We start from the raw sequence: 25,525 nt of genomic DNA on the forward strand, positions 1-25,525 counted from the left end.
GTTCAGCAGTTCGATATCCTGCCTGACCACTCGCCAGCTCACCGCTATCTTTCGGTCCAGCGAGCTGTGAAATACCAACCGGTACACGTTACGCGCCAACATTTCGCCGTCCGACGCTGTTTGACGCCGTAACGACTCGCCGCTCGGGCACTTTCCACCTAGCGGACCAGAGAAGGCCATGCTCTTGTCGATCCGATTCCCACGCTTCGCCGGGGACCGACAGATACATCGAGAAGCGGCGAGCGGCTCCCGGGTTTGTGGACGGACTCGACATACTGGAAGCCAGAGGCGTTCCATCTACTGTTTCCGGCCACGAGCATTCGTCCGCGCCAGGTGACCGGGATGCCGCCGCGTCGTTCTTTCGTGCCGCGCCTCCGGCCGCGAATAGAGGCTAGATTCCCTGATGGTGCGGCGCAGCGCGCTTGCGGTCGATCATCCAGGCGGCGCAGACCGCTCCGATAATAAGTGGCGCTCCGGCAAACATTCTGGTCGTTAGCTGTTCATTGAGGAAAACCCAGCCAAGCACCACAGCGATTACGGGGTTCACGAATGTATAGGTGGCTATCAATGTTGGGTCCACCTGTTCGAGTAACCAGATGTATGCGGCGAAGGCAATGACGGTGCCGGCGACGGTCAGATAAGCAAGCGCGCCCAGGGATTGCAGGGAAATCGCCTCCATTCGAAAATCATCCAATTCATGCGTGGACACACATAACGTGGCGAGGACCAGGCCGCCTGCCAGCAATTCGACGCCCGCGAGGGTGATCGCGGACGTGTTTCCCTTTCGCCGCTGCGAGAGGTTCGTACCGAGCGCCCAGGAAATGCTTGCTGCAAGTAATGCCACTATCCATCCTGGAGCAGCTTGATGGATGTTCGAAGATGGAGCGGGCCATGCGATTATGCCGACGCCGATGAAGCCGGCACCCAGCGCCAGAATGGTAGAAACGGGTGGTCGGCGCTCTCCGGGCAACAGAAAGCGCGATATCGCGATCCAGAACGGAATGGTCGCCAGAATGATGGCTGCCGTGCTCGATGGTACGTGCTGCTGCGCCATCGCAAGTACTCCATGACATCCGACGAAGAACAGCAGACCGCAGCCCACTCCCGCCCATAGCAGCTTCAAGGGTGGAAATGATTGTCCCCGCAGAAGTCCCCAGGCGAGCAGAATCACTCCACCTGCCAGGCAGCGAACGCCCATCAGCGCAAGGGGTGGAAAGGAGCGCAGCCCGACAGAGACAGCAAGATAGGTTGATCCCCACAGAAGGTATATCGCGCCAAATGCCGCTAGCAGTCGGGTCCGCATATTGTTCTCCGGTTCGTCTAACCTGTTAACAGGTTAGACTTCGCATAGCGATTTGCAAGGGGATCTGCTTGGCTACGACAATTGAAGAAATGCAACGTCACCGGGCTTCGCCCGGGAGCGAAGATTTTGCTATCCAGTTTGTGAACACCGTCGCATGGCGCATAAGCACCCAGCCGGAGGAACGAATGTCTTCTCCTGCCGCATTGTTGGCCTGGTTAGCTACTATTGAACTATTTGAAAAAGGCTTCCTGCGCGCGCTGGCATCGCAATGGCGCCTTGTCCCGACCCTGGCGGCACGTGACCACCAGGCCGCCTTGAAACTGCGGGAGGCGATCTATCGCGCGCTGATTAACCTGGCGTTGTGCAAACCCGTCGCAGAAACGGATCTGGACATCGTGTCGCATGCACTGAGCGAGGGTTCTTCGGGGACTCGACTGCTGGTCCAGCGCGAGAAATGTCTCTGGACAAGTGACGGGAACGCTACCGGGTCCTTGGCCGTGCTCAGACCGATAGCGGTCTCCGCTGTTGCCTTGTTGACCGGGCCACGAATTCACAAGATCAAGCAGTGCGAGGACGAACGCGGTTGCGGATGGCTATTTCTGGATGAAAGTCGCGCGCAGAACAGGCGCTGGTGCTCGATGGGCGACTGCGGGAACCGTGCAAAGGCGCGCCGCCATTATTTGCATGGGCGTGCTGCGAAGCAAGAGTAGCAACATTCCAGAAACAACATCAACGCCTTCGCCGGCAGACTCGCTTGCGCTTTTCTGCTTTTTCTTTCACCGGTCGCCCTTAACCCCCGCGCGAAGCAAACTGGCCCTCCACAGCAGATCTTCTGCTGAGCAGTTGCGAAAATCGCGAGTTTCAGCGCACTTTTCGCACTTTTGATAGATGAGCGCCCTCGCGCCAGTTCAAGTGCATACGCTGCGCGAGCTGTGGCCATGGCAACGCCGTCAGTTTTCCCGCGAGACATCGGCCAACAACGTGTCCCAGTTCAAGGTTCATCAGGTTTTCCGGGATCTTAAGATTTCCTTCAGTACACCGGCGTAATGTACGCAGGTCGCAATTCTCCGGTGCAAAATTTGAGCGCACGTAAGTGCTGCGGTGCGTCTGCGACTAACAAAAAGAGAGAACGGATGTCAACCGGTGAGCAGTTTTGTAAGAAATTTTCGAATTTGTAAATCCACAAAAACGCAAGCGTCGCGCGCCGGCGCCAAAGGATCATCGGATTCAGGCGGCGTCCCGACACCAGGTCAGTGGAGCCGCTCTTTATTTCCCCAGCCTTCCGGGTACGATGTTGCAAGGTGCGCTTACCCCGCGCAGTGGGTCTGAAGCCGGAGTTTCGCGCCGGCCAGGAATGCGTCTGACCGGGAGGCGGCCCAACGTCCCGCCCCGAAATCTGTCGAAAATCGGGTATAAATTTGGCGGCCTCCAAAGCGGCGTGGACCACTAATTCACTTCTTCACAGACGATGAGCAAACAGATCGACGATGTTCCGCTCGTGCAGCGTAGGGTTCTCGCCACCGAGCTTCTGTTGAATGGTGAAGGTATTAGCGACGTATCCAGGAAGGCCCGGCTGAGTCTCCCGACCGTGAGCAAGTACAAGGCCCTGATAGAAAAAGGTGGACCTGAAGCTCTTGCACGCCTTCGTATCCATGGAAATGCCCCGCGACTGGATGATGCTTCGCAAAGCTGGCTCGTCAGCGCTATCAAGCACTCGCCAGACCTTCACGGCTATCCAGGGCCGACGTGGACCAAAAACCAACTGCGCGAATTGATCCTTCGGCGTTTCGGAGTCCAGTTTTCCGCTTCGCATGTTGGCTACCTTGTTCGGGGTTATGGCCTCGCACACCGGCTTACTTACCCAATTTCAGAAAAGGCGTCGCCTATGATCGCCCAGAAGTCGCAAAGCGACGTCTATGCCGCGCGCCGAAAGATGGCTGCAAAGATGCTTCTGCATGGAGCCAGTGTCGAGCGCGTCTCAAAGACGCTTAACGTCAGTGAGCGGACGGTTGCGAAATACAGATCAATGACAGTTGCTGGCGGAGTCGAGGCTGTCGAACAGATCAGATCATCCGGACGGGAAGCGACACTTGGCCCCGAAGCTCTTGCATGGTTACGGGCGGCATTGGAGCGCAGCCCCATGGCCCACGGCTACGAATCCGAACTCTGGAGAAACGTGGATGTTCAAAAGCTGATCAAGGAGAGGTTCGGTGTTTACCACTCCAGCGGACATGTGAGAACGCTCGTCGGGAAGCTCGGCCTGGAGCACAGGATGCGGCCACCGAAGCAGCGCACGGAGAAGAAACGCCTGACGATCAATGATGGAACGCTGGGATGGGTTGCCGCCACGGTCAAGGAGTCGCCGCGAGCACACGGGATAGACGGCGATCACTGGACAAACGCCCGTTTGCACGCCGTGCTTCATCGGCATGTGGGAATCGAGTATTCACGGGGATATATCTGGGAAATCGCCACCCGTGCCGGGGTGGCAGACCTGCTTACAAGACGTCGAAGCTGATCAATTCTTCTGGTCCTGGCCGTCGCGTCGTGTGGCCGCAGCAACAACATGGAGTCGCTGCGCGCAGCGCGAACAGCGTGCACGTCGCTTCTTACGTCGATGACAGAAACAGCGTCGACCGTGACGTTGTTGGAGGCGGCCCATCCTGCCGGATGGGCCAAAATGTCCAGATCAACCCGAACACCACTACCGTCGTGAACTACGCGAATAATTCTGTCCGATCGCGGCGCATCCGGCATTTCATCTGGATGGAATTGCTTCCGGAATGTCGCTCCGGGATGATGGCGTCTCGTCCTGCGTATCATTGCCGCTGCCGTCGCGCTCGCAGATCCATGCAAACGCCCATTGCTGGGCGACTTCGATCGCCTCGTCCTCCGTATCGAAGTACGAAAGATCACGCTCGATATGCATTTCACCATCAACTTCTTCATCAGCCGAAACGCGGACCAGTCGCGCGTGTGCGAAGAATTTCCCAAGGGAGAAATCCGGAGTCGCGTCGATGATCCACCCACGGTACCCGCATTTCATGATTACCTCCGATACTCAGGCTAATCGGGATTCGAAAAGACAAAGCATGGATTCGCCGGTCGTAATCGATAACCTCTTTCCGCGGTTAAAAGTTCGCGGGCTCCCGCGCCTGAGGTAGTTGGACAGATTACTATCTCGGGCTCCATTCCTCAATTTTACGGAATGTTGGCGTCCACTTTTTCAACCGGCCTCACTAATCAGCGTCCGCAGTCAAAGGCCGCCGCACACTCTCCGCCTCATCCCGCGAAGACGAATAAAACCCCTTGGCCCGACCAACAACAATCTTCAACATGGCAATCACCGGCACCGCCAGAAAAATCCCCGCCACACCTCCAATCTGATCCCCAGCCAGCAATCCGACAATAACAAGAAACGGGCTTACCTCAACCCCTTCGCTCATCAAATAAGGATTCAGCACATAATCCTGAAACAACCGATACAACGCGATAAAAATCACCAGCCAGAGCAAATGTGAATACCCACTAAACACAGCCACCACAAGCGTAATAGCAATCGCCCCCAAAGGCCCGGCAAACGGCACAAACTCCAGCAGCGCTGCGCTCACCGCCAGCAAAAACGCATACGGCACCCCAAGCAACGAAAAAACCACCCCATAACAAATCAACGTCGCAAGCGACAAAAACAACAGCGCCCGCACATACTTCGACAAAAGCACATTCAGATCCGTGACGATCTCGGCCCACAACACGCGATGCCGGTCCGTCAGCAAATCAAGAAACGCATCGCGCATCTGCGGACCTTCCTTGATCAGCAGGAAACTCAGGATCGGAATCAGCACGAGGTAGATCAGGTTGCTCGCTGCATGCACCACGCCAAGGCCGACACTACGCGCCATCGGCACGGCCTTGTCGGAACCGGTCTCGATCTGGCCGCGCACGAAATCCACAATCCTTTCGCGCAACGGCTCAAGAAAATGCGGCAGCGGAAAGCGATTGGGCACATCGGACTTCATCAATTCAGGCAACTGCGCGAACAGATGCGTAGCCTGATCCTGCAATTGCACGCCGAATAGCGAACCCGCCACCGCGATCACCGCGACCACCACGACGAACACCAGCGCAATCGATGCAACCCGTGGCACGCGGCGCGGCCGGAAGCGGTCGACAAGATCGACCATCGGGTAAATCAGATAGCTGAAGAAGACCGCGAACACAACCACCAGCACGGTGGACGACGCGGTATAGAGAATGAACAGCAGCAGCGCGATCAGAAACGCAGTCCAGACTTTCCGGGCTGTACAGACGTCGAATCCCAGCATGAACTTTCCTCGAACAAACGACGAGATCCGGCGCCTCGAACGCGCCGGAATCATCGGACAACTAAGGCGCCCGCAGGGCTAAAGAGACGCGCCTCGCGCACCGGTAGGCGGCGCACCAGGCGTCGTAGCGCACCGCGGACTTACATCAGCTTGCCCAGCAGAAATCCGACGCCGACCGCGATCAACAGCGCGCCGATGGGATTGTTGCGAGCGGTTTCGGCGACGTGGTCGACGCTATCGCCGTACTTCGCCTGTGCCTTGCCGGCAAGCTGACGGACCTTGCCCTCGGCCTGAAGGTCGACGTCGCCCGTCAAGCCGCCGACGGCGTCCTGCACCTTGCCCGTCGCATCTTTCACGGTTCCTTCGAACTGGTTTGAATTCATCGATGTTCTCCTTGAACAGAATGAGCACGCAGTCGCCGGCTGTAGCCGGCGTTTTACGGTTGCTGCTTCGTTGCTGCTTCGTTAGCGCTTCACGCGATCACGGACCGCATCCGCGGTTTCACCGACTTTAGACTGCACCTTGCCGGCCAGCTTTTCGGCCGCTCCCTCGGCCTGGGTCGTCCGGTTGCCGGTGACCTTGCCGATCGCTTCCTTCACGGAGCCCTTGACCTGTTTCGCTGCACCTTCGACCCGATTCTTGTCCATGATGATTTCCTTGAAAGGTTGCGTACAAAAGACGTCGAGCGCGCAATGCCTGAGCCGCGTGAGTCCATCCACACCGACACTCGACGCAGGATTTCATTGTCCCGGTTCACCGCCCCTGCCGACAGGCGCGAATGCACCGGATCGCCTGGTGCATTTGAACCGCATATCACCGCATCTGAACCCGCGAATCGCCCCGTTTCGACGCCTGCCGCGTCGGCTCAGTCGAAGCTCAGCAGCACGGTTCGTTCCCGGCCGCGAATCCCATAAGGAATATGCAAGAGGAAAATACCTAAGCCGTCTTCGAACCCTTGCGGCGCGGCGCTTTGGCGGGCGTGAGGCCAAAATGACCACGAGTCTGCGCCCATACGATCGCCTCGCTCCGGCTATGTACATCGAGCTTCGCGTAGATCGTGGCGACATGGTTGCGCACCGTGTTCGGCGCGAGGCCCAGCTCTCTGGCGATTTCCTTGTCCGCGAGGCCTGCACACAGGCAGGAGAACACATCCCGCTCACGCGCGGTCAGATCAGCGAAATGGCCGCCGGCATCGGGCGCGTTCGCGCGCCGCACGTTGACCAGCTTTTCGATCAGCGTCTGGCTGAACCAGGAGGCGTCCTGCATGACGGTTTCGATCGCTGTCACCAATTCCATTTCGGAGCGCTTGCGCTCGGTGATGTCGAGCAGGGTCATCAGCACGCAATCCTTGCCATGGATGCTGACCGCTTCGGCCGACACGAGACAGTTCAGCACGTCGCCCGCGTGGTTGTTCACCTTGAATTCGATGTTACGCAGACTGCCGGACTCCGTCAGCGCCTCGCTGATCCGCGCGCACGCGTCGCCGTTCCACAGGCCGCTCTGGTCCAACTGTTTGCCCAGCAGCTCTTCGGAGGAGAAGCCGGTGGTCGCCGTGAAGGCGTCGTTGATATCGAGCGTCATGTAATCGCCGGCGACGAACAGCGCGGTGGGCACCGGCGTCATGCGGAACGACTTCGCGAAACGCTCCTCGCTCTGCCGCAGCGCGCTCTCGGCACGCTTGCGCGGTTCGAGGTCCATGAAGGTGAACAGCATGCAGGCTTCTTCGCCGATATCGATCGGCTGGCCCGCCACCACCACAAACTTGTTGCCGCCTTCGGGTAAGCGCAGCAGCGCTTCCATCTGCGGAATGGTCGATCCTTCGCTGAGCCGTTCGATAGCGAGTTCGCGCTTTTCCGCGCCTTCGAAAACGTCGAGTTCGTACACCGAGCGGCCAATCACGTCCTCGCGCACATAGCCGGTCATCTCCAGAAAGCCCTGATTGACCTTGATGTAGCGCTGATCGCTGAGGCGGCAGATGACGGCCGGCGCGGGGTTGGCGTTGAAGGTCTTTTCGAAGCGCTTCTCGGCACTCGCCCACTCGCTCGCGTCGTGCAGAATCAGCGCAAGACAATCGGGCTCGCCGCGGGCGTTAGTCAGCACGAGGCTGCGCACACGATGCACCCAGTTCACCTCGTCGTCATGGGCCGGGAAGACCTCGACCACCACGTCGCTGAAACACTCGCCCGCCACCACGCGTTCGATCGGATAACTGCCCTCGGGCAGCGGATGGTTGTTGCGGTAACGCAGCCGGAAGCGCTCGCGGTATTCGGTGACGTCCGCGCCAAGTTGCGCGACTTCGGTGATGCCGTGCATCTCCAACGCGGCCTGGTTCGCCCAGACGATGGTCTGGTCCGGCTCGATGAGGATCACGCCCTCCGTCAGCCCCGTGATGATCTGCTGCAACTGGCGACGGTCGGTCTGCGTACGTAGGACTTTGTCGTCGGCTGGCGGCTGGGGATCGTCTGAACCGTTGGATTGCACCGGTGGGGAGGGTGCGATGGGGGTTGTTGCGGTCATTAGTATTGGCACGCGAAGAGCGCACACGAGAGCCTGTCCAGACCGCAGAATGGACCAAATCGCGCCGCCGCGCCAATAGCCAATGCACCAGGCGCTCTGGTGCACTTGCACCAGGTGCGGGGGACCTGGCGGCGATAAGCGCCCGCCGCCGCGCCCGCCGCCGCGTCATACGGCACGGCAGGCGCTGGTTACCTCAGCGTTCTTCGGCGCCCAATGCAGACAGCGGATGCGTTTCGCTCTTCCACGGCGACGCCAGAAAATGCCGGACGCGTTCCGGCCGCACTTCCGCGAGCGTCGCGGGCGCCCACCGGCTTTTGCGATCCTTGTCGATCAACTGCGCCCGCACGCCTTCGCAGAAATCGCCCTCTTCGATCACCCGCTTGACGATGCCCAGTTCCATCCGGAAGCACTCGGCCAAGGTCATCTGCCGGCCGCGCAGAAGCGCCTCGCGCGTGACGTACAGCATCGTGGGGGAGTGTCCGGTCATCGCGTCGTAGGCGGATTGCAGCCACTGCTTCACCTCGCGCGGCGGCTCGCGCTCCAGATCGTGGCGCAACGTCGCGACGATCCGCTCGATGCTCGAACGCCGGTCGAAATGTCTCAGGATCAGCTGGGTAAACGGCCCCAATGCAGCATGCGGGATGATGTTGCACGGCGGCTCGAATACCCCGCGCAATGCCGTCATCAAGTCCCCCGCGTGCGACATGCGCTGCAGGCGCTCCTCGAACGTGCCAAGCCACTCCGCCGGCACGCACAGGTCCGCCAGTAGCAGGCGCAGCGCATCGGCGCCGGATAAGGTCACGCCCGTGAGCCCGACATACAGTTCGATCTCCGCCGGCATCACGCTCAGGAAACGCGTCGCGCCGACGTCCGGCAGAAAACCGATACGCGTCTCCGGCATCGCGATCTTGCTGCGTTCCGTGACGATGCGTAGCCGCGCCGCCTGGCCGAGCCCCATGCCGCCGCCCATCGAGATACCGTCGAGCAAGGCGACTACCGGCTTCGGAAACGTGTGCAGCGCATAGTCGAGCCGGTATTCGTCGACGAAGAATGCAAGCCACCGGCTGTCGCCATTCTTCGCGAGTCGGTGCACTTCGCGCACGTCGCCGCCGGCGCAAAAACCCTTGGCACCCGCGCCTTTCAGCACGAGGGCAACGATGCCGTCGTCGGTACGGCAATGTTCGACCAGTACGGCAAGCTCGCGCACCATCGCGTGTGACAGCGCATTGAGCGCGGCCGGCCGGTTCAGCGTAATGATCGCCACGCGGTTGACGACGCGAAACAGAATCTCGCGCTCCGCTTCCACGCTCGCATCGAGCGAGACGCTCTGCAAGGCGCTCATCGATGGATCCTCGGCTCAGCGTTCCCTGCCTGTCCAGCTTGCGTCGCCTGCCAGCGTGGCGCCCGCTTCTCGAGGAATGCATTGACGCCTTCGCGCTGATCAGCGCCATCGAACAGATCGACAAAGCGTTCCCGTTCCACCGCGAGAGCCGCCGAACGCGGCACGCCGTTGCGGCCCTGGTGAATCAGCATCTTGCTGAAGCCGACCGCTTGCGGACTCAATGTCGCGACACGCGCCGCCATCGTCAGCGCCGCCTCGCGCGCCGCGCCCTTTTCCACCACTTCCTCGACGAGACCGATACGCAATGCGGTCGCTGCATCGACGCGTTCACCGGTCAGAATCATCCGCTTGGCCCAGCCTTCGCCGACCAGCCACGGCAACGTCTGCGTGCCACAGCCGCATGGCAGCAAGCCCACCGCCGTTTCGGGCAAAGCCATCACCGCGTGTTGCTCGGCGATGCGGATATCGCAGGCCAACGCGCATTCGAGCCCACCGCCCATCGCGTAGCCGTTGATCGCCGCGATCACCACCGGCCGCGCGTTCTGCAAGGTCTCGAACGCCGCACCAAAGCGTGTCGCCGCCGTCCGCGCGACCTCGCGATTGCCGTCAGCGAATGTGTGCAGGTCGGCGCCCGCGCTGAAGAACTTGGGGCCGTCACCGGTAATCACGATCGCGCGCACGTGCGCCTCGCCGTTCAGGCGCTCGACAGTCTGTTGCAATTGCAACAAGCCCTTGGGCGTGAACGCGTTGGCGGGTGGTCGCTTGAGCGTGAGTTGCGCGACGGCGCCGTCGTGCAGGTAGTCAAGTTCGATCATGACGCGTCTCCGTCCCTGGCGTCCTTGCTGTCCTGACGGTAGAGCTTGATCACCGCCGAAAAATCCAGACGGCCCGCGCCCTTCGTGCTCATCGTCTGATAAAGCTGCTGCGCGAGCGCGCCGAGATACACCGGTTGACGCGCGAATTTCGCGGCGTCGGTGGCGAGGCCCAGGTCCTTGAGCATCAGATCCGTGCCAAAGCCACCGGTATAACCGCGCGTGGACGGCGCGGTTTCGATCACGCCCGGCATCGGGTTGTACGTGTCCGAACTCCAGCAGCGCCCCGTCGAGGTATTGATGATGCCGCCCAGCACTTTCGAGTCGATGCCGAGCGCCTCGCCCAGCGACATCGCCTCGGCCACGCCTGCCATCGTGATGCCAAGTACGAGGTTGTTGCAGATCTTCGCGATCTGCCCGGTGCCGGTCTCGCCACAATGCACGATGTTCTTGCCCATCGCCGACAACACTGGCTTGACCTGCTCAAACGCGCTCGCGCTGCCGCCGACCATGAAGGTCAACGTGCCTGCGGCCGCGCCGCCGGTGCCGCCCGAGACGGGCGCGTCGACGAAGGTATTACCGCGTTGCTCGGCAAGTTCGGCAAACGCCTTCACACTCGCCGGATCGATGGTGCTCGAATCGATGATCGTCACACCTGCCGCGATGCCGGCGAAAACACCGTCATCCGCTATCAGCACGCTGCGCACGTGAGTGGCAGCGGGCAGCATCGTCACCACACATTCGACGTCGGTCACCGCGGCCTTCGGCGAACCTGCCGCTTTGGCGCCCGCATCGACGAGTGCCTGCACGGCCTGTGCGTTGAGGTCGAATACGTTGACCGCGTGGCCCGCCTTGAGCAGGTTGAGCGCCATCGGCGCGCCCATGTTGCCGAGTCCGATAAAGCCTATTTTCATGATGTCGTCTCCCATCCCATGCAAAGCATTAGACCTCAACGCTCAGCGCAGGCTGATGGTTGTGTTGACGCCGTCGTTGACGGTATCGTCGTCGAACCAGCGGGCGGTGACGGTTTTGGTCTGCGTGTAAAACTGCACAACCTGTTTACCGTACGGCCCGAGGTCGCCAAGTTTCGAGCCGCGCGAGCCGGTAAAGCTGAAGAACGGCACCGGCACGGGAATCGGAATGTTGATGCCAACCTGGCCGATGTCGATCTCGCTCTGGAATTTGCGGGCCGCCGCGCCGCTTTGCGTGAAGAGACCCACGCCGTTGCCGAAAGGATTGCTGTTGACGAGCGCGATCGCGTCATCGAGTGTCGCGACATTCAGCACCACCAGCACCGGGCCGAAGATTTCCTGGCGGTAGATTTCCATCTCCGTCGTGACGTCCGTGAACACCGTCGGGCCGATGAAGTTGCCTTGCTCGTAGCCCGGAACCTTCACATCGCGACCGTCGAGCGCCAGCGTGGCGCCCTCTTTCACGCCCGTTTCGATCAGGCCGAGAATGCGCTGCTTCGCTGCACGTGAGACCACCGGGCCGATGTCCGTCTTCGGCTCGTTGCCCGCGTTGACCTTGAGCGACTTCGCTTTGGCGACAAGATCAGGCAGCCATTGCTGCGCCGCACCGACCAGCACCACCACCGAAGTCGCCATGCAACGCTGTCCCGCCGCGCCAAAACCTGCGCCAGCCAGCGCATTCAAGGTCTGCTCGCGATTCGCATCGGGCAGCACCACCGCGTGATTCTTCGCGCCCATCATCGATTGCACGCGCTTGCCGTGCTCGCTGCCGAGACGATAAACATGCGTACCAACCGCCGTCGAGCCCACAAACGAAATCGCTTTCACCAGATCGTGCGTGCAGAGCGCATCGACCACGTCCTTGCCGCCGTGCACGACATTCAGCACGCCCTTCGGCACACCGGCTTCAAGCGCCAGTTCGACCAGTTGCATGGTCGACAGCGGATCCTGCTCGGAAGGCTTCAGCACGAACGTATTGCCGCAGACGATCGCCATCGGGAACATCCACAGCGGGATCATCGCAGGGAAATTGAATGGCGTGATGCCCGCGCATACACCGATCGGCTGACGCAACGTGTAGGTATCCACGCCGCCCGCCACATTCTCGGCGAATTCACCCTGCTGCAAGGTGCCGATCGAGCAGGCGTGCTCGACCACTTCGAGCCCACGGAAGATATCGCCTTCGGCATCGGGAATCGTCTTGCCCTGCTCGGCGCTCAAAGTCCTGGCGATGCGCGGCGAATGTTCGCGAATCAGCGCCTGGTACTTCAGCATGATGCGCATGCGTGCGCCGATCGGCGTGTCCTTCCACGTCTTGAATGCGGTGTGCGCCGAGCGGATCGCTTCGTTCACTTCATCGGCGGTGGCGAACGGCACGCGTGCGAGCACCTCTTGCGTCGCCGGGTTGACGATGTCGCGCCATTCGCTGGTTTTGGATTCGACGAACTCGCCGTTGATCAGCAGCTTGACGGAGGCGGCCTTGTTCGAAGCAATTGCGCTCATGCTGGAACTCCTGTGCAGTGGCCGCATAGCGGCCGGACAGTGACTGGGAAAAATTGATTAACGCAGATCCGGGAAGTCCTCTTCCCAATACTCGCCGGGCAGGCGCGCGGGCTCGGCCTCACGCTCCATTTCGCGGCGTCGCAATTCGACGCGACGGATCTTGCCGGAGATGGTTTTCGGCAATTCACTGAATTGCAGACGGCGAATCCGCTTGTACGGTGCGAGTTTTTCGCGCGAGAACGCGAAGACCGCGCGTGCGAGTTCGGGGCCGGCTTCGTAGCCCTGGCGCACCGTGACGAACGCTTTCGGCACCGATAAACGCAGCGCATCGGCGCTCGGCACCACGGCTGCTTCGCCGATCGCTTCGTGCTCGATCAGCACGCTTTCGAGTTCGAACGGGCTCAGCCGGTAATCTGACGATTTGAAAACATCATCGGAGCGGCCGACGTAGACGTAGTAACCGTCATCACGGCGCAACGCGACGTCGGAGGTGTGGTAGAAACCGTTGCGCATGGCTTGCGCGGTGGCATTGGCGTTGTTCGCGTAGCCGGTCATCAAGCCGAGCGGACGTTCGGCCAACGGCAGTGAGATTTCGCCTTCGGTGGCGGGTTGATCATCCGCATCGAGGAGCGCGATTTTGTAGCCCGGCAGCGGACGGCCCATCGAACCCGGCACCACCGGTTGCCCCGGCGGGTTGCCGATCTGGCAGGTGGTTTCAGTCTGGCCGAAACCGTCGCGAATCGTGATACCCCACGCATGTTTGACGCGCTCGATGATCTCCGGATTCAACGGTTCACCCGCGCCGACGATCTCGCGCAGCTTCACCGGAAAGTCGGTGAGATGTTCCTGCACGAGCATGCGCCACACGGTGGGGGGTGCGCACAGCGTCGTGACATTGAAACGCACCAGCACGTCAAGCGTGTCTTTCGGCACGAAGCGCGGAAAGTTGAAAACGAACACACAGGCCTGCGCATTCCACGGCGCGTAGAAGCAGCTCCATGCGTGCTTGGCCCAGCCCGGCGAGCTGATATTCCAGTGGATGTCGTTGGGTTGCAGGCCGATCCAGTACATCGTCGACAGATGGCCGACCGGGTAACTCTGGTGCGTGTGCTCGACGAGCTTCGGCTTGGACGTGGTCCCCGACGTGAAATACAGCAGCAACGGATCGGTGGACTGCGTGACGCCGTCCGGTGTGAATTGCGGCGATGCATCATAGGCCGCGGCGAAGTCGATCCAGCCGTCGAGCGGTGCGCCGACGGAGATGCGTGTGAGCGGCACGTCGAGTGCGTCGAACTTGGCCAGCTCCGCGCTATCGACCACCACGAAAGTCGCGCCGCCGATCTGCACGCGGTCGCGCACGTCGTCGGCGGAAAGCTGGGTGGTGGCCGGCAGCACGATCGCGCCGAGCTTCATGGCCGCGAGCATCACGTCCCAAAGTTCGACGCGGTTTGGCAGCATCAGCAGCAATCGGTCGCCGCGCCCTACGCCGAGGCCACGCAGGAAGTTCGCCATGCGTGAAGAGCGTTCTGACATCTGCGCATAAGAGAGGCGCAAGCCGTCGCTTGCCAGATCGTCGACGATCCACAGTGCCGGGTTGTCGTTATCTCGCGCGATCACATCGAAGTAGTCGAGCGCCCAGTTGAACTCGCCTGGCGCCGGCCACGCGAATTCGCGGTAAGCGCGGTCGTAATCGGTTCGATGGCGCAATAACAGGTCACGCGCTTCGAGAAAACCCTTCGCTGCAGTCATTGTCGTCTCCTGTGTCGATCAGAGTTAGCGCTTTAGCGCTTACTCTGATCCCATGCACCGCTGTCGATCAGAGTTAGCGCTTTAGCGCTTGCGCCGATCCCATGCACCGCTGTCGATCTGAGTTAGCGCTTTAGCTGTCGACCAGAGTTCGCACTTTAGTGCGTTACTCTGTCTGGTCCCATGCAAAGCACTTACTCCGATCTCATGTTTGTGGCGCGGTATGCGCTCTGCTTTTCGCTCTGCTGGCAGGCTATTTTGCGCTCAAACGCCGTCTAACCTGCGTTTAAACGTGGCGTGCGATAACCATTCGCTGCACCTCGCTGGTTCCTTCGTAAATCTGCGTGATGCGGGCGTCGCGATAATGGCGCTCCACCGCGTAGTCCTCGAGATAGCCATAGCCGCCGTGAATCTGGATCGCGTTCGAGCAGATTTCCTCGGCGAGTTCCGATGCAAACAGTTTGGCCTGCGACGCCTCGGACAAACACGGCTTGCCCGCCGTGCGCAGCCGCGCCGCGTGATGCACGAGCAGACGCGCGGCATTCAGGCGGGTCGCCATATCAGCGAGCATGTTGGCAATCGTTTGATGATCCTTCAGCGCCTTGCCGAACTGGATGCGTTCGTTCGCGTAGAGACGCGCGGCGTCGAATGCGGCCCGCGCGATGCCGACCGCCTGCGCTGCAATACCGATGCGGCCACCCTCGAGATTCGACAACGCGATACGCAGGCCTTCGCCCGGTTCGCCGAGCAGATTGGCTTCTGGCACGGCGCAATCGTCGAGCGAGATCGGGCAGGTGTCCGAGGCGCGAATACCGAGCTTGTGCTCGGGCTTGCCGACGTTGAAACCCGGCGTATCGGTCGGCACGATAAAGGCTGACAGGCCGCGCTTGCCGCGGTCGGGATCGGTAATGGCGAACACGATCGCGATACTGGCGCGCGCGCCGTTTGTAACGAATTGCTTGTTGCCGTTGAGAATCCATTTGCCGTCGCGCAGCACCGCGCGGGTGCGCAGATTGTTCGCCTCGGAGCCGGCTTGCGGCTCGGTCAGGCAGAACGCGCCGATGCGGCGTCCCGTCGCGAGGTCTTGCAGATAGCGGTCCTTTTGCGCTTCCGTGCCGAAGTTCAGGATCGGCCCGCAGCCGACCGAGTTATGCACGCTCATCAGCGTGGCGCAGGAGGCGCAGCCCGCGGCGATCTCTTCGAGCGCGATCGCATAGGCCACGTAGTCGGTATAGGAGCCGCCCCACTCGGACGGCACGATCATGCCGAGAAAACCCAGCTCGCCCATTTGCGTCACGACTTCCGCCGGCAGCTTCGCGTCGCGATCCCACTGCCCGGCGTGTGGCGCGAGGCGCTCAGTGGCGAAGTCGCGGGCGGCGGCGCGGATCATCCGCTGTTCGTCGGTATAGAAGCTGTCCATGCTTGATCCTGTTATGTGCATCGAGTCGCAGCGGTGAGGCGCGGCCTCGTCATCTGCGACTCATCGCGGGGATGGTTGGCCTCGCCGTGGTGTCTCCTGGCGATGCGTTCCCGCAATCGGTTCAGCCCAAGTGTAGGGAAGCTGCCGGGCAGGTTCGATGCTCAGCCCGATCATTCTGGTTGAGCGCATTTGCCATACCGGTATCATGAAGCCTTGGCTCACGCCGCGTTTTCAAAGGCTTAGCGAATCGCCACAAAGAAAATGTTGAGCGCGTTTGCCAGATAGTCATGAAAAACATGAAGAACTTCAAGAACCTCAAGAACGATAGAGGCACGATTTCCGTCAGTCTGGTCGAGGAGGCCCTGGCGTTGGCGCGGGCTCGCGGTTTCGAGGCGCTGCCGCTCGCCGAAGCCGCCGGCATTGCGGCAACGATGCTGGCGTCGCCGAAAAGCCGGGTCTCGTCGGCGCAGTACGGCGCGCTGTGGGCTGGCATCGCCCGCGCGCTGGACGACGAGTTCTTCGGCCAGGACTCGCACCGCATGAAAAGCGGCAGCTTCATCGCGATGACACAGATGGCGCTGAGCGCGCGTAACGGCGCGCAAGCGCTCACGCGGGCGGTCGGCTTCATGCGGCTCGTGCTGGACGATCTTGGCGCACAGATCGAGACGGATGCACTGCGCGTGCGACTCAGATTCGTCGAACGTAAGGGCACAAGGCCGCCGGCCATGTTCGCTTACGCGACCTACTTTATCGTCGTGTACGGCCTGCTGTGCTGGCTGGTCGGACGGCGCATTCCATTGATCGAGGCGCGTTTTCGCTGCGCCGAGCCGCCTGCCGCGCATGAATACCGTCTGATGTTCTGCGACGACATGACGTTCGATCAAGCCGGGTCGTACGTCGATCTGTCGCCGGCGTTTCTCGACCTGCCGGTGATCCAGACGACGAAGTCGGTCAAGCCGTTCCTGCGTGATGCGCCCGGCAGCTTCATCGTCAAATACCGTAATCCCGGCTCGCTCGCGGCCCGGGTGCGCAAGATGCTGCGCGCGTTGCCCATGGCAGGCTGGCCCGCCGCCGACCAGATGGCGCTGCGCCTGCACGTCGCCGAAGCTACGATGCGGCGGCGTCTGAAGCAGGAGGGCTATACGTATCAGTCAATCAAGGACGACTTGCGGCGCGACATCGCCATCGGCGAACTGCAGAACACCGACCGCACGATCGCCGACATCGCCACCGCCGTGGGTTTTGCCGAGCCGAGCGCGTTTCATCGCGCGTTTCGCAAGTGGACCGGCATGCGGCCGAGCGATTACCGGCCAGCGCGTGCGGATTTCACGCGTCGCACGGAATCGGACTAAGCTGTAAGGAGCAGGCCAGCCTTTTTTGGGGTATCGGCCCGCGTCGGCCGATACCCGTCGGCATGGCGCGGCAGCCGTCAGCGATGAGCACGTTTCCACGTCTCCCGTTCCGGCAGTCTGGTCCGCGCCCTGCGCTTATCCGTGGCCCGGGCGTGGGTCGGTTGATGCGCGGCATGACCGCGTGCGGCGTGCTTTTGGCATTTGGATTCGCGTTGTGCGAAACCGCGCCGCAGGGTTGGGGCGCCGAGGCCGCCGTCGCACCGAATAGCGTTATCGTGATCCCGGTGAACGGCGCGATCAGCCCGGCCAGCGCCGACTTCATTGTGCGCAGCCTGCAACGCGCCGCGGACGACCGCGCGCAACTCGCGGTGCTGCAACTCGATACGCCCGGCGGACTGGATACGTCGATGCGGCAAATCATCAAGGCGATTCTCGGCTCGCCGGTACCGGTCGCCACCTTTATTGCCCCGAGTGGCGCGCGAGCGGCGAGCGCCGGCACCTATATCGTCTACGCCAGCCATATTGCGGCGATGGCCCCGGGCACCAATCTCGGCGCGGCGACGCCGATCCAGATGGGTATCGGCGGTGCGGAGCCGCCTGCGGGCGGCGGCGGTATGCCAGGCCTGCCGGGCACGGGAGGCGGAAGCGGCACTGGCGCCCAAAAGAGCGAGCCTGCAATGCCCGCCTCGGCCGGGTCGGTGAACTCAACCGGTGTGGCCACCTCAGCCACCTCAGCCACCTCAGCCACCTCAGCGAACACGGCAAGCTCGTCCGCCCCTGCGTCCGCGCCCAGTGCCGCCCTTCCGCTCGACACCCAATCCACCGAACTGCGCAAACAGGTCCACGACGCGGCCGCGTACATCCGCGGCCTCGCGCAAATGCGCGGACGCAATGCCGACTGGGCAGAGCGCGCCGTGCGCGAGGCCGTCAGCCTGTCGGCCAGCGAAGCGCTCGCGCAGCACGTGGTCGATCTGAATGCGCGCGACATTCCCGATTTGCTGCGCCAGGTGGACGGCCGCACGATCAGCACAAGCCACGGCGACGTCAAGCTCAGCACCGCCAACGCACCCGTCGTCACGCTCGAAGCCGACTGGCGCAGCCAGTTCCTCGCGGTCATCACCGATCCGAACGTCGCGCTGGTGCTGCTGATGATCGGCATGTACGGCCTCTTCTTCGAGTTCGCCAATCCGGGCTTCGTGCTGCCGGGCGTGGTCGGCGCCATCAGTCTGCTGATGGGACTCTTCGCGATGCAGATGCTGCCGGTCAACTACGTCGGACTCGGCCTGATCTTTCTCGGCGTCGCATTCCTGATTGGCGAGGCGTTTCTGCCGACCTTCGGCTCGCTCGGCTTCGGCGGTGTGGTCGCGTTCGTGATCGGCGCGCTGATGCTGATCGATACCGACGTGCCCGGCTACGGCATTCCGCTGCCCCTGATCGCGGCGGTGGTCGTGTTCAGCGTCGTGTTCGTATTCGGTGTGTCGAGACTCGCCTTGCGGGCGCGACGCAGGCCCGTGGTGACCGGCTCGGAAGGGCTGATCGGCAGTCTCGGCGTCGTGCTCGACGATGGCCTGCTGCCGGACGGTGGCCTGCTGCAGGGGGACGCCGTAGCGGGTGGCACGTTGGCCGGCTGGGCTCAGGTGCAGGGTGAACGCTGGCGGGTGTCCAGCACGGCCCCGGTCGCGGCCGGTCACGCGGTGCGCGTCACCGCGCGGCGCGGACTGACGCTGACCGTGGTGCCCGCGGAAGCACTACAACAAGGAGAACGCTCATGATCGGTTTCACATTCGGCTTCAGCAGCATTCTGATTCTGCTGGTGGCGGCACTGATTGCTTCATCGATACGGATTTTTCGCGAGTACGAACGCGGTGTGGTGTTCATGCTCGGGCGCTTCTGGAAGGTCAAGGGGCCCGGCCTCGTGCTGATCATTCCGATCGTGCAGCAGGCGGTGCGCATGGATTTGCGCACCGTCGTGTTCGACGTGCCACCGCAAGACGTGATTACGCGCGACAACGTTTCGGTGAAGGTCAACGCGGTGGTGTATTTCCGCGTCGTCGATCCGGAAAAAGCGGTAATTCAGGTGGCGCGTTATTTCGATGCGACCAGCCAGTTGTCGCAAACCACGCTGCGCTCGGTGCTCGGCAAGCACGAACTCGATGAACTGCTCGCCGACCGCGAGCAACTGAACGCCGATATCCAGAAAGTGCTGGACGCGCAGACCGACGCGTGGGGCATCAAGGTATCGATCGTCGAGATCAAGCACGTTGATATCAACGAAACGATGATCCGGGCGATTGCGCGCCAGGCCGAGGCGGAGCGCGAACGGCGCGCCAAGGTGATTCACGCGGAAGGCGAATTGCAGGCCTCGCAGCATCTGCTGGAAGCGGCGCAGACCCTCTCGAAACAGCCGCAGGCGATGCAGTTGCGCTACCTGCAAACCCTCACGACGATTGCCGCCGACAAGAATTCGACGATCGTATTTCCGCTGCCGATCGATCTGCTGAGCGCGGTGCTGGAACGCTTCAGCAAGCCGTCGACCTCCTGAATCGGGGATCGCGCCGGTTCAACTGGGGACACATTGGATCACTGGATGAAACGGTGCATTGCCTTCAATCGACTTACTCGAAATGCATGCGAAAACTAAAATCTAAGGGTCGTTTTTTACCGCTCCATGGGAGCTAATCATGAAGATCGTTTCTTTAGTTGGACTCGGCGCGCTGTTAGCCGCCGTTAGTATGAGCACCGCGTTTGCGCAAACCTCAGTGCGGCCTTACGACCAGTCGGGGCCACTCACGCGTGCCCAGGTGAGAGCCGATCTGGCTGAATGGCGTGCCGCCGGCTACGATCCACTCGACTGGATCGACTATCCGGACAACGCGCAACGCGCGGGCCGCATCGTCGCCGCGCGGCGGGCGCAGCAGATGGGTGGGAGCATGACGCAGTAATCAGGCACGTTCGGGGCCTGGCGCGCCAGGCCCCTCTATCCCACTCCCCCGCAACCAGCCGTTCTCCGTCGTTCTCCACCGCTCCCCGCCGCAACATCGTAAATCCGCTTGCCGCGCCGCCCCGCGCGCAGGCAAGGTATCATCTCGCCCCTTCGGCAACCCCCACAGTTACGCAACACGGTTGGTTCGCGGCCGCCAATCATGATTACAATCCGCCGGTAGGCTTGGCCACGTGGCGGACCGGTGCCGTGTCGGACGGCACCGTCGCCCGTTTATTTGCTGCGCATAGCCCGTATCAACCACAAGAAACGCTTTTTGAACAACGAGAGACCCGCCTCATGGACTCCATAAAACGATACTTCGGCTTCGAAGCCGCCGGCACCAACCTGCGCACCGAGGTGCTCGCCGGGCTCACCACCTTCCTGACGATGGCCTACATCATCTTCGTCAACCCGGCAATTCTCGGTGACGCCGGCATGCCGAAAGACGCGGTGTTCGTCGCGACCTGCATCGTGGCCGCGCTGGCCTCGCTAATCATGGGCCTCTACGCCAACTACCCGATCGCGCTCGCGCCCGGCATGGGCCTGAACGCGTACTTCGCGTACACCGTTGTGAAGGGCATGGGCTTCACATGGCAAGCCGCCCTCGGCGCGGTGTTCATCTCCGGCTGCCTGTTCCTGATCGTCACGCTGTTTCGCGTGCGCGAAGTGATCGTGAACGGCATTCCCCATTCGATACGCATTGCGATCACCGGCGGTATCGGCCTCTTTCTCGCGATCATTTCGCTGAAGTCGGCAGGTGTGGTGGTCGGCAATCCCGCCACGCTCGTCACACTCGGCGACCTGCACAACCCGCATGTGGTCCTCGCCGTGGTCGGCTTCTTCGCGATCGTCACGCTCGACTATCTGCGCGTGCGCGGCGCGATCCTGATCGGCATTGTTGGCGTGACAGTGCTGAGCTTTTTCTTCGGCGGCAATCAATTCCACGGCATCGTCTCCGCGCCGCCGTCGATCACACCGACGCTGTTCCAGCTCGACATTCGCGGTGCGCTCTCCGGCGGCGTGCTGAACGTGATCCTGGTGTTCTTCCTCGTCGAACTGTTCGACGCGACCGGCACGCTGATGGGCGTGGCCAATCGCGCCGGGCTGCTGGTCGAAGGCAAGATGTTTCGGCTGAACCGCGCGTTGCTCGCCGATAGCACGGCGATTCTGGCCGGCTCGATGCTGGGCACGTCGTCGACCACGGCGTATATCGAAAGCGCGTCGGGCGTGCAGGCCGGCGGCCGCACGGGTGTGACGGCGATCACGGTTGCCGTGCTGTTCCTGCTGGCGCTGTTTTTCGCGCCGCTGGCTGGCGTGGTGCCGGGCTATGCGACGGCGCCGGCCCTGCTGTACGTGTCGTGCCTGATGCTGCGCGAAATGCTCGATCTACCGTGGGACGACGCCACCGAAGTCGTGCCGGCGGCACTGACCGCACTGTTGATGCCGTTCACCTACTCGATCGCCAATGGCGTCGCATTCGGTTTCATCTCGTATGCCGGCCTGAAACTGCTGACTGGACAGGCGCGCAAAGTGAAACTGGTGGTGTGGATCATCGCGGCGATTTTCCTTTTCCGGTATTTCTACCTCGGCAGCGAATAAGCGCGGCGGCGAGCGCGGCGGCGAGCGCGGCCGCGCCTGACGCGAAAGCACGGAACAGGACGCGGCGTGGCGTTGCGATCGGCAATCACCGCGCCACGCCATGCGTCTCAGTCTGGCTGAAAGCACCGCGGCAGCGTCGACGTGTTTGGCCACGGTTCGGTCTGGATCAACAATCGTTTTATTGAAGGCGCCCGTTCCGGTCGGGCACCCTTTATCATCCGATGATTGATAAAAACCAACGAACTGGTCACAGGAGTTCCCTGCATGTCGCCCTACAGCCGCGCCTCGGACCGTTATACGACGCCCGCCATCTTCTACCACTGGGCGATCTTTCTGCTGGTCGCGCTCGCTTATCTGGCAATCGAAATACGCGGGCCGAAAGGGTCCGATAGCCGGGCCTTCTGGAGCAACGTGCATTTCTGGGCCGGCACCCTGGTGCTGGGACTGTCGGTTCTGCGCCTGGTATGGCGGCTATGGGCAGGCGCGCCCGCGGAAATGGAAGGTAATCGGCTGTTCGCGTTTCTGGCACGGGCCGCACATCTTGCCTTGTACGTCTTTATCTTCGCGCAGCCGCTGCTCGGCATCCTGATGATCAATGCCGGTGGACATCCGGTGACGCTGGCCTGGGTCAACCTCAATTACACCCTGATCGGCGCGGATCCGATTGCGCGGCCATTACTCAAGACCGCGCATGAGTGGCTTGGCAATGCGTTTTACTGGGTAATCGGATTGCACGCGCTTGCGGCGATTGCGCATCACGTGGTGTTCAAGGATCGGACGCTGCGGCGGATGATTTGATCGGCTATTCGACCCACTTCCAGTCTTTAGCGCATGCGGCATTGGCGCTTGCGCTCGCAGCATCTTGAACTTGCAGCCGCGCGGATTCGCTTAACCGCGCGGGGTACGCTCAGTTGCGCCAGTTCGCTTCGTAGAAACGCACGTAGCCGCTCCTCAGCACCAGACATTGCGCCCTCGTTTCCGATAGCAGACGTCTCGTCGCAGCTTCGATCCGGGTCCGGTGCGCGTCGAATGCGCCGACCATGTCCTCCAGACGCGGCGATGCGGCACCAAAGTGATCTTCCAGCGCCTCGGCCGTGATCATGCACTCCACCCTTAGCCCGTCAACCATCGCCGGGAACGCCAAGGTAAGTTCGCGACCTGAATATTCAGGAGTTTCGTTCGGGAATAGGATCTGCATGGGAGTTCACCTAAAGGTTGGGTGCTGCGCATGGTCGATTGGTACTGCGCACGCTGGTTGAGTCTGGTCGCACTCGCAGCGCTTGTCCCTCCTTGTCGAATGCTGGTGGCGCGGGGTCGTCACCCGCCGACGCCGACGGCGGTACAGTTCGCGCCGCGCGGAGGTGATTTGATTTACTGTAGACGAGTTCGGGCGCTGCGCAAGTTTTCCTTTTTGTTTGCTCGATTTTGGTGCCCGACGCAGTATTTTTGGGCGTTTTTCCTCGTCAGAGCGACCCCGTTTTTTGCTGCCGCGCGGCTTTCGCCTGGGTTCTGCTTCGTCCTGTAATATCGGTGTTCGGCCGCAGACGCATATGTTGCGCTGCGGAACGCAACGGCGGGCAACGCACTCGCCGGGTCCGATAACCGGAGACATGCTTTGATCCATCGTCCTGCCACGCCGCCCGCCATCGGTCGGCCAGATGTCATCGCGCAAGCTCATGCCCGCTCGCTCGAAGTCGGCCTGCGTGCGTCGGAAACGCCGGACTTTCATCCGCTGCGCCGCCTCGCGCTGCGTGAACTCGTCGATCGCAATCAGTCGCTCTATACCCACGCGCTCCCCGTCATGGAGACGTTGCACGCGCAGATCGTCGACACGCAAAGCATGGTGCTGCTCACCGACAATCACGGCGTGATTCTCCACAGTCTCGGTGACAGCGATTTCGTCGAAAAAGCCAATCGCGTCGCGTTGTGTCCGGGCGTGTCATGGGCCGAAGCCGATCGCGGCACGAACGCGATCGGCACTGCCCTGATCGACGGGCAACCGACCGTCGTGCACGCCGGCGAGCACTTCCTGCACGCGAACCGGATCCTCACCTGTTCGTGCGCGCCCATCGCGGATCCGTTCGGGCGCACCATCGGCGCGCTCGATGTCAGCGGCGACACGCGCGGCTTCCACAAGCACACGCTCGCGCTCGTGCGGATGTCGGCGCAGATGATCGAAAATCATCTGTTCTCCAATCAATTCGTCGATGCCATTCGCATCCACTTTCACGCACGCTCGGAATTCATCGGCACGCTGTACGAAGGGCTCGCCGCGTTTGCGCCGGACGGCACTTTTCTGTCCGCGAATCGCAGCGCGCTGTTTCAATTCGGTCAGCCGCTTGCCGACCTGGTCCGGCAACCGTTCGACGCCCTGTTCGGCATCGCCTTTGCCAGGGTGTTGCAGCAGATCGCCCGCGCACCCGGCGAAAGCATCGTGCTGACGCTGCCAAGCGGCGTGCGCGTGGTCGCACGCGGCGAGTTTGCGGCACCGCGCTATGTTGCTTCGGGTGCTTCGGCAGAAGGCTTTTCTGATGCGGCGCGTACGGCCACTTCCGGCAGCACGCGTACCGCGGCTCGGCCCTGCGAAGCGGCACCCCTCGCCACACTCGAAACGCTCGATACAGGCGACGCGCAAGTCTCCGCGATCCTGCGGCGTGTCGCCAAGCTGCGCGGACGCGACATTCCCATTCTCGTACTCGGCAATACCGGCACCGGTAAGGAGTGGCTGGCCCGCGCGATCCATCACGACTCGCCGCGGCGGGCCGCGCCCTTTATCGCGCTGAATTGTGCATCGTTGCCCGATACGCTGATCGAGGCCGAGTTGTTCGGTTATGAAGACGGCGCCTTCACCGGCGCAAAGAAACGCGGCAGCGTCGGCAAGATCGTGCAGGCCGACGGCGGTACGCTTTTTCTCGACGAAATCGGCGATATGCCGCTCGCCCAGCAAGTGCGCCTGATGCGCGTGCTGCAGGAACGCACTGTCGTGCCGCTCGGTGGCACGCGAGGGATTCCGGTCGATCTGCGCATTGTCTGCGCGACTCACCGCAATCTGCGCGCGATGATCGAAGGCGGCACCTTCCGCGAAGACCTGTATTACCGGATCAACGGACTCGTCGTCACCTTGCCGGCGCTGCGCGAGCGTAGCGATCTGGCTGCGCTCGTCGAGCGCATGCTGGAATTGCAGCCGGATGGGGAGCGTTTGCCGCGCCGCGTGTCCGACGAGGTGCTGGAACGGTTTGCTCAATGCCGCTGGCCGGGCAATCTGCGGCAACTGGCTAACGTGCTGCGCACCGCAAGCATCATGGCCGAAGGCGCGGAGCAGATCGAACTCGAGGATTTGCCGGAGGATTTTCTGCAGGACTGTATGAGTCAGGACCGCACGAGCGGCAAGGCGCAGGTCGATGCCGCTCCAACGCTGTTCGACGCTGTCCGTGCAGGTGACGATGCCCCGCTCGCGGCCGACGCGTCGGCATCGCCTGCCCGTATGGACGAGTGGCAATCCACGCTGATCACGCAAACGCTCGCCAGGCACAGCGGCAATGTATCCGCAGCCGCCCGCGAGTTGGGACTGGCACGCAATACGGTGTATCGGTACTTGCGCCGGAGCGGTACGCATTGAACGTGCAGATGTGCGCGGAAATCTCGGGGGCTT

At 61.8% G+C, this 25,525-nt stretch carries 22 protein-coding genes; 9 read left to right on the forward strand and 13 right to left on the reverse strand.

Annotated elements, in window-relative coordinates; all coding sequences use genetic code 11:
* Window positions 1–391: 391 nt before the first annotated feature.
* Entirely contained in the window at window positions 392–1,303 is a 912-nt protein-coding gene (locus VFE81_RS20360) for an EamA family transporter (RefSeq protein WP_325046317.1), read from the reverse strand.
* A 68-nt stretch (window positions 1,304–1,371) separates the two neighbouring features.
* Here VFE81_RS20360 and VFE81_RS20365 point away from each other — a divergent pair, with 68 nt between their 5' ends.
* Window positions 1,372–2,013 carry a CGNR zinc finger domain-containing protein gene (locus VFE81_RS20365; RefSeq protein ID WP_325046318.1) on the forward strand — a complete coding sequence of 214 codons (642 nt, stop codon included), beginning with the start codon at window positions 1,372–1,374 and terminating at the stop codon, window positions 2,011–2,013.
* A 758-nt stretch (window positions 2,014–2,771) separates the two neighbouring features.
* Window positions 2,772–3,821, forward strand: a complete 1,050-nt coding sequence (locus tag VFE81_RS20370; RefSeq protein WP_325046319.1) for a helix-turn-helix domain-containing protein — start codon at window positions 2,772–2,774, stop codon at window positions 3,819–3,821.
* A gap of 240 nt (window positions 3,822–4,061) precedes the next feature.
* On the opposite strand, the gene VFE81_RS20375 is transcribed toward VFE81_RS20370, so the two are convergent.
* The 11 genes from VFE81_RS20375 to VFE81_RS20425 form a co-directional block, all read right to left on the reverse strand.
* Window positions 4,062–4,349 carry a hypothetical protein gene (locus VFE81_RS20375; RefSeq protein ID WP_325046320.1) on the reverse strand — a complete coding sequence of 96 codons (288 nt, stop codon included), beginning with the start codon at window positions 4,347–4,349 and terminating at the stop codon, window positions 4,062–4,064.
* A 193-nt stretch (window positions 4,350–4,542) separates the two neighbouring features.
* Window positions 4,543–5,628 carry an AI-2E family transporter gene (locus VFE81_RS20380; protein ID WP_325046321.1) on the reverse strand — a complete coding sequence of 362 codons (1,086 nt, stop codon included), beginning with the start codon at window positions 5,626–5,628 and terminating at the stop codon, window positions 4,543–4,545.
* Window positions 5,629–5,768: 140 nt separating this feature from the next.
* Window positions 5,769–6,011: a CsbD family protein gene (locus VFE81_RS20385; protein ID WP_325046322.1), complete on the reverse strand. Its 243-nt coding sequence runs from the start codon at window positions 6,009–6,011 to the stop codon at window positions 5,769–5,771.
* A gap of 81 nt (window positions 6,012–6,092) precedes the next feature.
* Entirely contained in the window at window positions 6,093–6,275 is a 183-nt protein-coding gene (locus VFE81_RS20390; protein ID WP_325046323.1) for a CsbD family protein, read from the reverse strand.
* Window positions 6,276–6,564: 289 nt separating this feature from the next.
* Complete coding sequence (locus tag VFE81_RS20395; RefSeq protein WP_325046324.1) at window positions 6,565–8,145, reverse strand: helix-turn-helix transcriptional regulator; 1,581 nt, start codon at window positions 8,143–8,145, stop codon at window positions 6,565–6,567.
* 193 nt (window positions 8,146–8,338) lie between these two features.
* On the reverse strand, window positions 8,339–9,487 hold the full coding sequence (locus VFE81_RS20400; protein WP_325046325.1) for an enoyl-CoA hydratase/isomerase family protein: 1,149 nt from the start codon (window positions 9,485–9,487) through the stop codon (window positions 8,339–8,341).
* Window positions 9,484–10,302, reverse strand: a complete 819-nt coding sequence (locus VFE81_RS20405; RefSeq protein ID WP_325046326.1) for an enoyl-CoA hydratase — start codon at window positions 10,300–10,302, stop codon at window positions 9,484–9,486. The genes VFE81_RS20400 and VFE81_RS20405 overlap by 4 nt, the downstream gene beginning before the upstream one ends.
* Complete coding sequence (gene mmsB / locus VFE81_RS20410; RefSeq protein WP_325046328.1) at window positions 10,299–11,213, reverse strand: 3-hydroxyisobutyrate dehydrogenase; 915 nt, start codon at window positions 11,211–11,213, stop codon at window positions 10,299–10,301. Before mmsB ends, VFE81_RS20405 begins: the two co-directional genes overlap by 4 nt.
* Window positions 11,214–11,255: 42 nt before the next feature.
* Window positions 11,256–12,773 carry a CoA-acylating methylmalonate-semialdehyde dehydrogenase gene (locus VFE81_RS20415; RefSeq protein ID WP_325046329.1) on the reverse strand — a complete coding sequence of 506 codons (1,518 nt, stop codon included), beginning with the start codon at window positions 12,771–12,773 and terminating at the stop codon, window positions 11,256–11,258.
* 57 nt (window positions 12,774–12,830) lie between these two features.
* Entirely contained in the window at window positions 12,831–14,522 is a 1,692-nt protein-coding gene (locus VFE81_RS20420) for an AMP-binding protein (protein WP_325046330.1), read from the reverse strand.
* A gap of 283 nt (window positions 14,523–14,805) precedes the next feature.
* A complete protein-coding gene (locus VFE81_RS20425; protein ID WP_325046331.1) occupies window positions 14,806–15,939 on the reverse strand; it encodes an acyl-CoA dehydrogenase in 1,134 nt (377 codons plus the stop codon).
* Between the two features lie 296 nt (window positions 15,940–16,235).
* Here VFE81_RS20425 and VFE81_RS20430 point away from each other — a divergent pair, with 296 nt between their 5' ends.
* From VFE81_RS20430 to VFE81_RS20455, 6 genes are all read left to right on the forward strand, one after another.
* Window positions 16,236–17,291: an AraC family transcriptional regulator gene (locus VFE81_RS20430; RefSeq protein WP_325046340.1), complete on the forward strand. Its 1,056-nt coding sequence runs from the start codon at window positions 16,236–16,238 to the stop codon at window positions 17,289–17,291.
* Window positions 17,292–17,374: 83 nt separating this feature from the next.
* Window positions 17,375–19,063: a nodulation protein NfeD gene (locus tag VFE81_RS20435; protein ID WP_325046332.1), complete on the forward strand. Its 1,689-nt coding sequence runs from the start codon at window positions 17,375–17,377 to the stop codon at window positions 19,061–19,063.
* Window positions 19,060–19,833 (forward strand): slipin family protein, encoded by a 774-nt coding sequence (locus VFE81_RS20440; protein WP_325046333.1) that lies wholly within the window; start codon window positions 19,060–19,062, stop codon window positions 19,831–19,833. The genes VFE81_RS20435 and VFE81_RS20440 overlap by 4 nt, the downstream gene beginning before the upstream one ends.
* Window positions 19,834–19,972: 139 nt before the next feature.
* Complete coding sequence (locus VFE81_RS20445) at window positions 19,973–20,233, forward strand: DUF4148 domain-containing protein (protein ID WP_325046334.1); 261 nt, start codon at window positions 19,973–19,975, stop codon at window positions 20,231–20,233.
* Between the two features lie 338 nt (window positions 20,234–20,571).
* Complete coding sequence (locus tag VFE81_RS20450; protein ID WP_325046335.1) at window positions 20,572–21,873, forward strand: NCS2 family permease; 1,302 nt, start codon at window positions 20,572–20,574, stop codon at window positions 21,871–21,873.
* Between the two features lie 264 nt (window positions 21,874–22,137).
* Window positions 22,138–22,671, forward strand: coding sequence for a cytochrome b (locus VFE81_RS20455; protein WP_325046337.1), 534 nt, complete (start codon window positions 22,138–22,140; stop codon window positions 22,669–22,671).
* Window positions 22,672–22,780: 109 nt separating this feature from the next.
* On the opposite strand, the gene VFE81_RS20460 is transcribed toward VFE81_RS20455, so the two are convergent.
* A complete protein-coding gene (locus VFE81_RS20460) occupies window positions 22,781–23,071 on the reverse strand; it encodes a DUF1488 domain-containing protein (protein WP_325046338.1) in 291 nt (96 codons plus the stop codon).
* Window positions 23,072–23,488: 417 nt separating this feature from the next.
* Between VFE81_RS20460 and VFE81_RS20465 the strand changes: the two genes are divergently transcribed.
* Window positions 23,489–25,492, forward strand: coding sequence for a sigma-54-dependent Fis family transcriptional regulator (locus tag VFE81_RS20465; protein WP_325046339.1), 2,004 nt, complete (start codon window positions 23,489–23,491; stop codon window positions 25,490–25,492).
* Window positions 25,493–25,525 lie beyond the last annotated feature (33 nt).

Origin of the sequence: Paraburkholderia sp. (assembly GCF_035656215.1) — a bacterium.
In the GTDB taxonomy this organism is placed as follows: Bacteria; Pseudomonadota; Gammaproteobacteria; order Burkholderiales; family Burkholderiaceae; genus Paraburkholderia.

Bases quoted from the DNA above. Each gene is read 5' to 3' on its own strand.
- VFE81_RS20460 (WP_325046338.1), bottom strand. From the start codon at position 23,071: ATGCAGATCCTATTCCCGAACGAAACTCCTGAATATTCAGGTCGCGAA.
- VFE81_RS20380 (WP_325046321.1), bottom strand. From the start codon at position 5,628: ATGCTGGGATTCGACGTCTGTACAGCCCGGAAAGTCTGGACTGCGTTT.
- VFE81_RS20425 (WP_325046331.1), bottom strand. From the start codon at position 15,939: ATGGACAGCTTCTATACCGACGAACAGCGGATGATCCGCGCCGCCGCC.
- VFE81_RS20415 (WP_325046329.1), bottom strand. From the start codon at position 12,773: ATGAGCGCAATTGCTTCGAACAAGGCCGCCTCCGTCAAGCTGCTGATC.
- mmsB (WP_325046328.1), bottom strand. From the start codon at position 11,213: ATGAAAATAGGCTTTATCGGACTCGGCAACATGGGCGCGCCGATGGCG.
- VFE81_RS20455 (WP_325046337.1), top strand. From the start codon at position 22,138: ATGTCGCCCTACAGCCGCGCCTCGGACCGTTATACGACGCCCGCCATC.
- VFE81_RS20375 (WP_325046320.1), bottom strand. From the start codon at position 4,349: ATGAAATGCGGGTACCGTGGGTGGATCATCGACGCGACTCCGGATTTC.
- VFE81_RS20435 (WP_325046332.1), top strand. From the start codon at position 17,375: ATGAGCACGTTTCCACGTCTCCCGTTCCGGCAGTCTGGTCCGCGCCCT.
- VFE81_RS20405 (WP_325046326.1), bottom strand. From the start codon at position 10,302: ATGATCGAACTTGACTACCTGCACGACGGCGCCGTCGCGCAACTCACG.
- VFE81_RS20450 (WP_325046335.1), top strand. From the start codon at position 20,572: ATGGACTCCATAAAACGATACTTCGGCTTCGAAGCCGCCGGCACCAAC.
- VFE81_RS20400 (WP_325046325.1), bottom strand. From the start codon at position 9,487: ATGAGCGCCTTGCAGAGCGTCTCGCTCGATGCGAGCGTGGAAGCGGAG.
- VFE81_RS20395 (WP_325046324.1), bottom strand. From the start codon at position 8,145: ATGACCGCAACAACCCCCATCGCACCCTCCCCACCGGTGCAATCCAAC.
- VFE81_RS20430 (WP_325046340.1), top strand. From the start codon at position 16,236: ATGAAGAACTTCAAGAACCTCAAGAACGATAGAGGCACGATTTCCGTC.
- VFE81_RS20385 (WP_325046322.1), bottom strand. From the start codon at position 6,011: ATGAATTCAAACCAGTTCGAAGGAACCGTGAAAGATGCGACGGGCAAG.
- VFE81_RS20360 (WP_325046317.1), bottom strand. From the start codon at position 1,303: ATGCGGACCCGACTGCTAGCGGCATTTGGCGCGATATACCTTCTGTGG.
- VFE81_RS20440 (WP_325046333.1), top strand. From the start codon at position 19,060: ATGATCGGTTTCACATTCGGCTTCAGCAGCATTCTGATTCTGCTGGTG.
- VFE81_RS20445 (WP_325046334.1), top strand. From the start codon at position 19,973: ATGAAGATCGTTTCTTTAGTTGGACTCGGCGCGCTGTTAGCCGCCGTT.
- VFE81_RS20370 (WP_325046319.1), top strand. From the start codon at position 2,772: ATGAGCAAACAGATCGACGATGTTCCGCTCGTGCAGCGTAGGGTTCTC.
- VFE81_RS20390 (WP_325046323.1), bottom strand. From the start codon at position 6,275: ATGGACAAGAATCGGGTCGAAGGTGCAGCGAAACAGGTCAAGGGCTCC.
- VFE81_RS20420 (WP_325046330.1), bottom strand. From the start codon at position 14,522: ATGACTGCAGCGAAGGGTTTTCTCGAAGCGCGTGACCTGTTATTGCGC.